An 11,917-nucleotide genomic window follows, 5' to 3' on the forward strand; every position below is an offset into this window, starting at 1 on the left:
TTAGCAAAATTGTGCCAAAGAGGAGCTTTCAAATGGAGAAATTTCTACATAATTTAGACTTAGGAGCAGAAGGTCTTTGGTTTCCCGTAACAATAAGTATCCTATTAGTATTATTAGTTTTATTACTTCCTAAGAAAAATATTTCTTGGAAAGAAATATATATTACTTTTGGTATCGTAGGACTTGCCACTTGGATCAGCGATGCCATTATTGCCAGAGCATTGGATCTTATCGATTTAGGTGATCCTAATAAAGGTGGAATTGGAGATATTCTCTCGTATACATTTATACCAACTTCTCTTGCCATATTGTTTTTAAATTACTATACAAAAGAAAACAAATGGAAGTTATCTATCCTTTTCTCAGTTATTTCATTTTTGATAGAAGTTGGAATGGCCTACTTTGGATACATGAAGTACACTGGATGGAGTATGGTTATTTCTCTCGTAGTTTTTATTACTGCCTTTGCTTTCTTTTTACCACTTCACTTAAAAATAATAAAAAAATGAAGAATGACCAATGTCAGTGTTTGAAGTTTAATGATTAAAAGTAATATGAACGGTTTTTGATAGATTGACCTTAATTACCCATTAACAATTTTCCAATATTTTATGTAGGCAATTACCTTACTAGCTTTAGTAATTGAATATTATGTTCATCTTTCGATAATAAATCTCTTTTTGATAATTCCTGCTCGATTAAAAAAATAAAATATTGATCAAGGTCTAATAAATTAGCTTTTACATAAGAAGATATTAGAATGTCATCACTTAATTTGTTAAGCATTTTCTTCCACCTCATGTACTAATTTTAAATAAGAATTAATTCATTATTTATTTTAAACAATGAAAAAAACATCTCCTTTATCTATTTAACTAATATCCGCTTTCAAAAAGCGCATTGAAAGCGGATATTAGGATATACACACATATTTTTTTCGAAAGACTATCGGTCAACATGAAAGATTGCGTTCGCAAAGATCATTTAGTTAATTCTATTTATACAATGTCATATACACTACGCAGTTGTAGTTGATCTTTAAATGATTCCAGACTCAAACTTTCACTTAAACTCTCTTTTTTAACCTTTACGGTCCTAACCTCTCCTCTAGATAAATCAAAATAATTATCACTAAACTTACAATCCGCAGCCTTTAAGTCTATCTCGATATATTTAGCAAAAGCTTGAGAAGAAATGGTAATTTCAAACGTATCTATCTTGTCAATAACATTGAATGTTAGCTCAGGATCTATGAAGTTGAAGTGCTTTGGTTTTGTGAACATTAAAGTTGAAACCGATGTTTGTTCCCCATTTACATATAATGTGCACTCAAGATATAAATTTCTCTTATTTTCTTCTGTTATATATTTATCTAATGATAACCTCTCACATTGCTTTGCAGTTAGATTGTTAACTTCAGTTTGTACGTTACCTTGAGCAAGAATTTCAGAATTGTTTTTTCGTAATTTCCATTCAATATGTGCCTCTATCGTAGATAACGAATCATTTGTTACGTGGATCTCAACGTCTGAGCCTTCTTCTCTTAATGACATTAATACTGGAGCATAAAATTTCTTTGCAAAATAATGAAGTGCCTTCCATCTTCCGAAATAATCTAAACTAGACCAAGATGCAACCGGCCAACAATCATTTAATTGCCAATAAAGAGACCCCATACAGCGTCCGCGATTTCTTCTCCAATGCTCTACACCATATTTTATTGCTTCTGCTTGAAGCAGTTGTGACGCATATACTAAAGAATCAAAATCCTTTGGGTAAAGGAAATTCTCAGAAAGATAGAATAATATTTTCCCGTTTGCTGCTCCATTTTTTTGGTGTTTCTCCATTACATATGAAAAAATATTACGATCTTCTGGCTCTGTAAAGGTGTTAATTGTCTTCATAGAAGGAAATGATTGAAAACCGAATTCAGAACAAAAACGGAAATGATATTTTTCGTACTCAGAAAACGGCTTTAAACCATGCCACACTTCCCAATAATGCATGTCTCCTTCATTAGGGTTTCTCGGTTCATTAAATCCCCCACCTGATGATGGAGATGAAGACCAATAAAACGTATGTGGATCCAGTTCTTTGATAAGTTCTGGAATAATAAATTCAAATAATTTAATATAATCAGCTTTATACTTATATCCCTCACCAGGAATTCCCCAATATACCCATGCTTCTTCAACTTCATTATTTCCACACCAAATCCCTAGACTAGCATGATGTCTAATCCGTTTCACATTATCAATCACTTCTTGTTCAACATTCTTCCTAAAGTCGTCATTTAAACCGTACATACTACAAGCGAACATAAAGTCCTGCCAAACAATGATTCCTTTTTGATCACATAAATCGAAGAAGTAGTCCTCCGGATATATTCCGCCTCCCCAAACACGGACCATATTAAAGTTTGCTTCGACACAATCATTTAAAAGTTGTTCTGTACGTTCTTTTGAATAGCGAGCAATTATACTGTCCTCCGGGATATAATTTGCTCCCATTGCAAAAATGGATAAGCCATTCACTTCAAACTCAAATGATTTTCCCCACTGATCTGGTTCGTGTTTTACTTTTATTGTCCGTAGTCCAATATTTAATACTTTTTCATCCAATACATTGGATTGATCTGACGAAATAACCTCTACCTTATATAAAGGTTGTTCACCATAATTGTTCGGCCACCATAACTGCGGATTAACAACATTAAAGCTTACCGTTTCTTCACTTAAAGCATCATCGATATGAAAAGAATCTTCTATTCCAGAGGGACTCGTTATTTTCACTTTAAGGTTTACCGCATGATTAGGACGTGTTTCTATTTTCATTCGTACATTAACATTAACCCCTACCTCGTTGTCTCGATGGTCTTGGGTTATATACACATCCTCAATCCGACCCGTGGTCCAAGCAAGAAGGGAAACATCCCTCCAAATTCCTAAGTCCGGTATTTGTGGACCCCAGTCCCACCCAAACATACTATGTCCTTTTCTAAGATGAGGATATCCTTCTATCGCATCTCCAACTCCCCATAACTTCTCTTCAGTTTGTTTCTTTGAGATATATTGTATAGGTGAGAAAAGAGTAACCTGTAATTTATTTAGTCCAGGTACCAAAAATGGTTTAACATCAAATTCATATATCCGGTGCATATTATGTGTCTTTGCTACACTATTTTCATTGATTTTTATTTCTGCAAGCGTATCCAATCCTTCAAAACGTAAAATAATATTTTCACATTGTATTAGTTCTTCTTCAACTATAAAATCCCGAATATATACATAGTCCTTTGAAGCAATATCATATGCAAAACGCTCATTATCTCGATAAAAAGGATCGTCAATTCCTCCATGACATAAAAGGTCATTCATGACAGTACCAGGAACTAGCACCTTAAGATTTTCTGAGCTACCCACACTCTTCATTTGCCAAGTACCATTTAAGTTGATTTTTCTCATTTTCCCTTTCCCCTCACTCTTTATAATATGTTCTAGTAAACACTTAAAATAAGCTTAATTATTCAATAGGAGTACTCTTATTGTTAAAATACTACCTCCTCCTAATTATCTCTCCGCAGCATTTAACTTTATCGTTAAGTTATCGTAAACTATATAATTAATGCTATATCAAAACCCCCTTCTCGTCAAATACATTTATGGAATTATTCATTTCTTAATACAAAGAATGTCAAGCATAATATGACTGTGATGAACTTCTTATTCTCCAATACTCCCTCAAATATATATTGCAGAAAAATCGCAAAAACTTATTACATTTTATAGACAACATGTTATAATGATAACATAAAATTAACTATTCGATAACTTAATATATAAGTTAATCGTTTGTAAAAAGTAGTCATATACTAACAAAACAGATGAGGTGTTATACTGTGCCAATTAAAGTAAATAACGAATTAAAAGAATTTCACTTATTTAACGAAAATGTAAGCTATATTTTTAGAGTTTTAGAAAAAAGCCATCAACTGGAACATATATACTTCGGAAATCGAGTGAAACATCGGGAAAGCTTTCACCATCTAATTGAACGTGAAGTAAGACCGTCAAGCAACTTGTTCGAAGGTGACCACACATCGTCTTTGGAACATATCAAACAAGAATATCCAAGCTATGGAACTACTGATTTTCGTTATCCGGCACATTCTATTACAGATCAGGAAAATGCCCATATTACAGACTTTCAGTATGAAAGCTTTCAAGTCATAAAAGGCAAACCTGCTTTAGAAGGCTTACCAGCCACTTATGTAGAAGATCATAATGAAGCAGAAACACTTGAAATTACGTTATATGATGCTGTGCTCAAAACAAAACTTATTTTGAGCTACACAATATATGCTGACCGAAATGTTGTCACGAGAAATGCAACGTTTTTAAATGAAGGCGATGCCCCCATTTTCCTTGATCAAGCAATGAGTGCCAGCGTAGATTTTCCAGACGATGAATTTGAAATGATTCACTTATATGGAGCATGGGCAAGAGAAACACATATGGAGACAAGAAAATTGTCAAAAGGGATTCAATCTATTTCCAGCGCCAGAGGAGCCAGCAGTCATGTCCACAACCCGTTTCTTGCTTTAAAAAGATTCGATACAACTGAACACTCAGGCGAAGCTTTTGGTTTCAGCTTGGTTTACAGCGGAAACTTTCTTGGGCAGGTTGAGGTAGATAGCTACAATGTCACACGTGTTATGATGGGCATTAACCCTTTCCAGTTTAAGTGGAAATTAAGTCCTAATGAATCATTTCAAACACCTGAATGTGTGATGGTTTATTCAAATAACGGATTAAATGAGATGAGCCAAACATTCCACCACCTTTATCGCAGCAGGTTGGCACGCGGTTATTGGAGAGATAGAACTCGTCCAATTTTAATAAACAACTGGGAAGCTACCTATTTTGATTTTAATGAAGACAAGATTTTATCTATCGTAGAATCATCAAAAGAACTAGGAATTGAGTTATTTGTACTGGATGATGGTTGGTTCGGAAACCGTGATGATGACTCTAGCTCATTAGGTGATTGGTTTGAGTACGAAGAAAAACTGCCAAACGGCATTAACGGCTTATCTCAAAAGGTAGAAGAATTAGGGATGAAATTCGGTCTTTGGTTTGAACCGGAAATGGTCAGTAAGGGAACAAAATTATTTGAAGAACATCCTGACTGGATTCTTGCAACACCTAACCGTCGTGCATCACATGGCAGAAATCAATTTGTCCTTGATTTTTCCCGAAAGGAAGTTGTCGATCACATCTTTTCACTTATGGATAACATCATTAGTAAATCAAAGATCTCCTATATAAAATGGGATATGAATCGATATATTACCGAGGCTTATTCACATGTTTTAGAAAAAGATCAACAAGGTGAAGTTTTTCATCGCTACATCTTAGGAGTCTACGACTTATATGATAGATTAATAAACAAATATCCTCATATTCTGTTTGAATCCTGTGCAGGTGGTGGTGCCCGTTTTGATCCGGGAATGCTTTTCTACGCGCCTCAAACCTGGACAAGCGATGACACAGATGCAGTGGAACGACTCAAAATCCAATATGGCACATCTATGGTGTATCCACTCAGTTCAATCGGAAGCCATGTTTCTGCCGTCCCAAATCATCAAGTTGGCCGTATGACACCAATTGACACCCGAGCAAATGTAGCGTATTTCGGTACCTTCGGATATGAACTGGATGTGACGAAATTAACAGAAGATGAAAAAGAAAAAGTAAAAGAACAGGTATCATTCTTCAAAGAATATAGAGACATGATTCACAATGGAACTTTTTACAGAATCTCAAATCCATTTACTTCTAATGAAACAACATGGATGGTTGTGTCACAAGATCAAAAAGAGGCCATTGTCGGTTACTATAAAGTCCTTGCTAAACCTAACGACTCTTATAGCCGAATAAAAATAAAAGGTTTGGACCCTGAGAAGTTATATACGATTAACAACAGTACTACCACACATTATGGTGATGAATTAATGAACATCGGTATTATTTTAGCGGAGAATTATACAGATCGCGCTTCAGAGTACTGGTCACGAGAACATCCGCATGATTACTATTCTAAATTGTTTGTGATTAAGGAATTCACTGGTCAATAGGATAGTTAAAAACGGTAAAAAAAGTACGTGTCGATAAACACGTACTTTTTTGTTATTGTTCTTTATTAACATTATTATAATGCTTCATCAATTTTATCGTTGTTTACTCAAGTAAAAACCCATTGTATAAACAATGGGCCTTTTTATATACTCGATAAAACAGAGCTACTCTTTTTATTTTATTAGTCTATCTGTTAATAAGTGTAATCCTTAGTTCATCCAAAGTCTTATTTAGTTCAATCTTTGCATTTTCTGATATATTATTTTGTAACCCTTTGTTATCAAGACTTTGTTTGAATTTATCCACATGTTGCACAGCTTGTTTATAATGCTTTTTATTGAATTGATCTTGTATTTGTTTGTATCTGTTATTTAATTGTTTTTTTAGTGCACCGGTTAATTCACCGTCTTTCTCATATTTGTCAATTATAGTAGATAACTTCCGTAACAATACATCTTCGTTATATGTTTTAAGATTAGGCATTTCATCCAATGTAATAACATAGTCGTGATTGTATACCTTCTTTAGGTGCTCTTGGCTATTTTGATCCTTCAGTACATCTCCATTCCATGTAGAAAACCAACTGTAATTAGCATGGTATATTGGCAATAAATCAGGATCTGGTATTGGACCATTTTCTGCTATAGAAATGATTTTTTTGTTATTAGTCAACTCTTTTAATGCCTCGTACTGACTGCTCATAGGACTATAGTTATTTCCACCCGGATATGAATCAAAGCTTACAATATCGACATATTCATCTCCTGGATACCAATCTTTCTCAATAGAATTCCAAACCCATATTAAGTTATTTAGGTTATGGTAATTCGTCATTCGATCATACATTAATCTCCATAATTCCTTTGTAGGCTCAGGACCTTTTGCTCCCCACCAGAACCACCCACCTTCTGCCTCATGCAGGGGGCGCCATAAGACAGGTACATCCGCTTCCTGTAATTTCTTTAATTCACCAGCTATAACATCGATATCACGAATAAGAAGCTTATAGTCCTCAGACTCCGGATGATTCAATGCGTATTCTATGTCAAAGGTTGTTGCGTCCGTATAAAAACCACTCCACCACTCTTTTCCTGGTTCATCTATCAAATCTTTTGGAGCATTCCAATGCCAGGAGAAGGAAACAATTCCACCTTTATTCCACCAGTCAATAGCTACTGGTGTTTCATCAGCTGAGGCTCCGTGCTCAACTCTTGAAGGACTGTTATCTATAAAGTCTAAACCTAAAATAGCCGGGTATTTACCAGTAGTTTCATAGATATATTCTAAATCTCCAGGTCTTGTACTTGGAAAATCATGTTGTCCAGAAAGGACCTTTTCACCAAAGTTATCAACAAGATAGCTTATTACAGCTTTTGCCTCATTTGTTGCATTTGGATTAATTAATTTCTTTTCTACTTCATGTTTTTCCGGTTCAGGTGCAGGCTTAACTTCTATATAATCAATGGCAAAATATGTCCAATTTGGTGTTATCGAAATTGTATTGGTGCCAGCGTTAAGTAGTATGTTTCCGGCTGATTCTTTACCAAACCCACTTCCCATGGTAAAAGAGCTTAACACCTCACCATTGACTACAACATTAGCAACTTTTCCATCTCCATAAATTGCTCCATATCCAATATTCAGATTATATAAGCCGGTTTCAGGTGCATCCACATGAAAAGTAACACTTTGAGAACTATTTTCAAAATCACCAACATATCCAGTACCTGAGAACCCCGCTACAGAATTCTTAACAGTCAGCCCATTTAAAGTAGCATCTTCTGCTTCAAAAATTCTTACTTCAGATTCTGCCTTTGTGACATTTCCTTTAGTAGGAATTATGGAAATACTTAATGCGAATATACTAGCAGCAACCATAGTATTCTTAGTGATTGAAATCATGTTTTTCTTTTTCCTCATCCTTCTTCCTCCTTCAGTTTCCTCTCAACCCAATTCATTTGTTCTTCACTTGTGCAATGAATTTTTGAATGAGTCATTGCAAATATCCTAAAAACTTATTGATGCTATAAGATTACATTTAAATTATCCGGTAAAAGGAAGCGCTTACTTTTAATTGCTATTTAGTTGACTAAGTATAAGATAGAAAGATGAAGGTCCTGATTTTAGGACCCTCTATACTTTTCAAAAAGGTCTTACTAATTATTCCATAACTCTACTGTATCTTTTACAATCTGTGTAAATTCCTCTTCAGATTCCTCAACACCCAATTTATCTAAATCCTTCATATATTGATCCCATATTTCGTCAAACTTTTTTGGTTCTGAAAGAATAGCTTCTGGTACACGTTTAAATGTAATATCCAGCATTCTTTGATTATTAACTTCAAGTTTAGAACCCGCAGGAATTGGTAAATTATATGCCGCTCCCCAAGGGCTTACAGGAATTTCATCTTTAGAAGGATATAAATCTTTCCACAATTCTACACCATAGTTCTTTAAAACTTCTTTTTCTATTTCTGTCTGGTTCGCTATTTGTTGCTCACGAGTATTTATTGTGTATGTTTGACCTGTTGAATCTAATGCACCGTCACCATACCGTGGAGCAAATCTCGAGAAGTTGTATCCAATTCCTGTTTCTTTTAAGAAATTTTTATCATTGTTACGTCTTTCTAAAACATCTTCCGGTATAACTCGTTTCCCATCCACAACTTCATAATGCTCACCTTCAATACCCCAATTAAGCATAACTTGAGTCTCTTCTTTAACTAAGTAATCAAGAAATTTTATAGCACGAACAGGATCTTTACAATCTTTTGTAATCCCAATACCCCAACCAACTTGAAAACCATTATCTCGAAATGCATTATGATTATACTCTTCACTTAATGTAATAGGATACATCCCATACATTCTTTCTTCCATTCCTGCTTCACGTAATGCTGACTGAGCTTCATATATCATCCAATCAGGAGCTATAGTAGCTAATGCACGACCTGTCGATAACTTTGAAAGCCATTGGTCATGTTTTTGAACAAAAGAATCAGGATCTAATAACCCTTCGTCATTCATTTTATTATACCAACGGAAAACTTCTTTCTCTGCAGGACGACGATAATGTAAAGTAGCTTCAAAGGTCTCAGGATCCACAAAATATTCACCATCATCAGCTCCGCCCGTCATCATAAATCCGCTATTTAGTGTTGCTGATTGTAACCGCCATCCATCAGTCTGTAACGTTAAACCTAAAGTCGGTTGTCCATTAATTTCAGGGTGTAATTTTTTATATTCTCTAATTGCATTTTCAAGGTCTTCGAGAGTTTTCATTTCCGGATAACCCAACTCTCTAACAACATCATGTTGCACAAGTGCACCAAAATTAGGATTCGCACGATCCTCATCTACTGTGTTATTGCTAAGGATATAAATAGAAGGATCATCTTTACTCCATTTTAATCGGTTTATATCATCTCCCAGCATTTTTTTGATGTTCGGTGCATGCTCTTCAATAAGTGGAGCAAGGTCAATCAAAGCACCAGCATCTACAAGAGTGCTTGCTTCATTCTTCGGAAGTATCATATCTGGATATTCACCACTAGCTACCATTAAAGGGATTTTTGTTTGTCCCCCTTCAATATCGAACTCAGGATCTAAGGTAACCCCAGTGTCCTCTTTTATTTTTTGCCCGACCGGACTCTCCATTTTTTCCCAATCAGGATTTGTATCAGAATCAAAAACCGTCAATGTAATCGGACCATTTCCCTCTGAATTGGTCGTAACCTCTTCCTTTGAATTCTGACAAGCTGCCATGATTGATAAAAGTGCGGTCAATAAAACGAGACTAAAAAATTTATAGCATGACCTCATTCTAAATTCTCCCCTTTTGTCTACTATATTGTATAAACAGAATATAATCTGTTAACACCATCATTAACTTTTATTGTTTTACTGCACCTAAAGTCATTCCTTGGATAAAATACCTTTGAACAAATGGATAAACCAGCATGATTGGAATAACAGTTACCATGGTAATAGCCATTTTAATAGATTCAGGAGAAACCTGATTCTGTTGCTGTTCATTTGGCCTCATTTGGTTCGCATCCACATTACCACCCATTGAGGTATTATCCAGAATTTTCATAAGTTCATACTGCAATGTTGTTAAATTTTCATTCATACTATTATATAAATACGTATCAAACCAACTGTTCCATTGTCCTACTGCCACAAACAATGCGATCGTTGCTAAAACAGGTTTACATAACGGCAGGATAATTCGGTAAAAGATGGTAAAGTCATTTGCGCCATCCATCTTTGCTGATTCTTGTAAAGAAAATGGTATTCCATCCATGAACGATCGAATAATAATAATGTTAAACGCACTTACTAAACCTGGCAAAATATAAACCCAAAACGAATTCATGAGCCCTAAATCCCTTATTAGCATGTATCCAGGAATGAGTCCACCAGAAAAATACATCGTTAAAACAAGGAATGTTGAGACAAATTTTCTACCCTGGAAATCTGCACGACTTAGTGTAAAAGCCACCATAGCTTGTGCAAATACTCCTAAAATTGTACCAATTACTGTTCTTAAGACAGAGTTAAAAAACCCAGTAACTAAATGATCGTACTTCATGATTTCTAAATAATTATTGAGGGTGAATTCTCGCGGCCAAGCATAGATGCCACCTCTTACAGTGTCAGTTGATTCATTTAGAGAAATTGCTAGTACATTTAAAAACGGATAAAGTGTAACAATCATAACAATTAGAAGAAATATATAGTTGATGATATCAAAGACACGCTCTTTCATCGTTGAATCCATCAACTTACCTTTCGTGACCATACAACTACCTCCTTACATAACACTTTGATTTGAAAAGCGTTTAAAGATTCCGTTCGCTAGGAATAACAGGAAAATACTTACAACAGAATTAAATATTCCTATTGCTGTCCCATAAGAAAACTGTCCTAAACCAATCCCGTAATTAAGCGCATACAAATCTAAGACTTCAGAATAATCCAGCACAAGGGAATTCCCTAATAACATCTGCTTCTCAAAACCAATACTAACCAAGTGACCAATATTCAAAATAAGAACTACTAAGATTGTTGGTCTAATTCCAGGTAATGTAACATGCCATATCCTTCTTAATCTCCCTGCTCCATCAACCTTTGCTGCTTCATAGAGTTGTGGATCAAGACCAGCAATCGCGGCTAAAAAGATGATGGCATTCCAACCCATTTCTTTCCATAAGTCTGAAACTGTAACAATTCCCCAAAACCATGTTTCCTGAGCCATAAATTGGAAGGGCTTATCGATTACCCCAAATCTGAGTAATAAATCATTTACAATTCCCCCATCAATGGACAACATCTTTGTAACAATCCCTGCTACGACTACCCATGATACAAAATGTGGTAAATATGTTACTGTTTGAACAGTTCTCTTAAAAAACGAATGGCGAACTTCATTTATTAACACCGCAAACAATATCGGCACAGTAAAACCTACTACTAGTCCCATTAAACTCATAGCCAGTGTGTTTCTTAATACCATAAAAAAACGTTCATCAGTAAACAAGGTAATAAAGTGTTCTAGTCCTCCCCACTCTTGTTCAAAAAATGACCTTCCAGGCCTAAAATTTTGAAATGCCATCGTCCAACCCCATACCGGTAGATAATTGAAAATAAACACCCACACAACAAAAGGAAGTGACATCATATAAAGTGTTTTTTGACTTTTAAACACTTTCCAAAAACTGTGTCTTTTTTCTTTTTCTTTTACGATCACCATTTCTGTAATCGCTTTCCTACTTG

The 11,917-nt window shown here is 35.1% G+C and carries 8 protein-coding genes; 2 read left to right on the top strand and 6 right to left on the bottom strand.

Annotated features, from left to right (window positions below; genetic code table 11):
- The first annotated feature begins 32 nt into the window (after positions 1 to 32).
- The gene (locus BK577_RS23170; RefSeq protein WP_078435106.1) at positions 33 to 509 is read left to right on the top strand and encodes a hypothetical protein; all 477 of its coding nucleotides are present in this window, start codon (positions 33 to 35) and stop codon (positions 507 to 509) included.
- 112 nt (positions 510 to 621) lie between these two features.
- Here BK577_RS23170 and sda read toward each other — a convergent pair whose 3' ends face one another.
- A complete protein-coding gene (gene sda, locus BK577_RS23175) occupies positions 622 to 786 on the bottom strand; it encodes a sporulation histidine kinase inhibitor Sda (protein WP_139367424.1) in 165 nt (54 codons plus the stop codon).
- A 212-nt stretch (positions 787 to 998) separates the two neighbouring features.
- The gene (locus BK577_RS23180) at positions 999 to 3,464 is read right to left on the bottom strand and encodes a beta-mannosidase (RefSeq protein ID WP_078435108.1); all 2,466 of its coding nucleotides are present in this window, start codon (positions 3,462 to 3,464) and stop codon (positions 999 to 1,001) included.
- Positions 3,465 to 3,898: 434 nt separating this feature from the next.
- On the opposite strand from BK577_RS23180, the gene BK577_RS23185 reads away from it, so the two are divergent.
- Entirely contained in the window at positions 3,899 to 6,136 is a 2,238-nt protein-coding gene (locus BK577_RS23185; RefSeq protein ID WP_218970503.1) for an alpha-galactosidase, read from the top strand.
- A 187-nt stretch (positions 6,137 to 6,323) separates the two neighbouring features.
- On the opposite strand, the gene BK577_RS23190 is transcribed toward BK577_RS23185, so the two are convergent.
- The 4 genes from BK577_RS23190 to BK577_RS23205 form a co-directional block, all read right to left on the bottom strand.
- A complete protein-coding gene (locus BK577_RS23190) occupies positions 6,324 to 8,057 on the bottom strand; it encodes a glycosyl hydrolase (protein ID WP_078435110.1) in 1,734 nt (577 codons plus the stop codon).
- 236 nt (positions 8,058 to 8,293) lie between these two features.
- Positions 8,294 to 9,961: an ABC transporter substrate-binding protein gene (locus BK577_RS23195; RefSeq protein ID WP_078435111.1), complete on the bottom strand. Its 1,668-nt coding sequence runs from the start codon at positions 9,959 to 9,961 to the stop codon at positions 8,294 to 8,296.
- Between the two features lie 70 nt (positions 9,962 to 10,031).
- Positions 10,032 to 10,943: a carbohydrate ABC transporter permease gene (locus tag BK577_RS23200; RefSeq protein WP_078435112.1), complete on the bottom strand. Its 912-nt coding sequence runs from the start codon at positions 10,941 to 10,943 to the stop codon at positions 10,032 to 10,034.
- A gap of 12 nt (positions 10,944 to 10,955) precedes the next feature.
- Positions 10,956 to 11,894, bottom strand: a complete 939-nt coding sequence (locus BK577_RS23205; RefSeq protein WP_078435385.1) for an ABC transporter permease — start codon at positions 11,892 to 11,894, stop codon at positions 10,956 to 10,958.
- Positions 11,895 to 11,917: the final 23 nt, after the last annotated feature.

The organism is Metabacillus halosaccharovorans, assembly GCF_002019635.1.
Lineage (GTDB): Bacteria > Bacillota > Bacilli > Bacillales > Bacillaceae > Metabacillus > Metabacillus halosaccharovorans.

What these genes read in the sequence shown, in the direction of transcription:
- sda (WP_139367424.1), bottom strand. Translation starts at nt 786, where the DNA reads ATGCTTAACAAATTAAGTGATGACATTCTAATATCTTCTTATGTAAAA.
- BK577_RS23180 (WP_078435108.1), bottom strand. Translation starts at nt 3,464, where the DNA reads ATGAGAAAAATCAACTTAAATGGTACTTGGCAAATGAAGAGTGTGGGT.
- BK577_RS23205 (WP_078435385.1), bottom strand. Translation starts at nt 11,894, where the DNA reads ATGGTGATCGTAAAAGAAAAAGAAAAAAGACACAGTTTTTGGAAAGTG.
- BK577_RS23200 (WP_078435112.1), bottom strand. Translation starts at nt 10,943, where the DNA reads ATGGTCACGAAAGGTAAGTTGATGGATTCAACGATGAAAGAGCGTGTC.
- BK577_RS23190 (WP_078435110.1), bottom strand. Translation starts at nt 8,057, where the DNA reads ATGAGGAAAAAGAAAAACATGATTTCAATCACTAAGAATACTATGGTT.
- BK577_RS23195 (WP_078435111.1), bottom strand. Translation starts at nt 9,961, where the DNA reads ATGAGGTCATGCTATAAATTTTTTAGTCTCGTTTTATTGACCGCACTT.
- BK577_RS23170 (WP_078435106.1), top strand. Translation starts at nt 33, where the DNA reads ATGGAGAAATTTCTACATAATTTAGACTTAGGAGCAGAAGGTCTTTGG.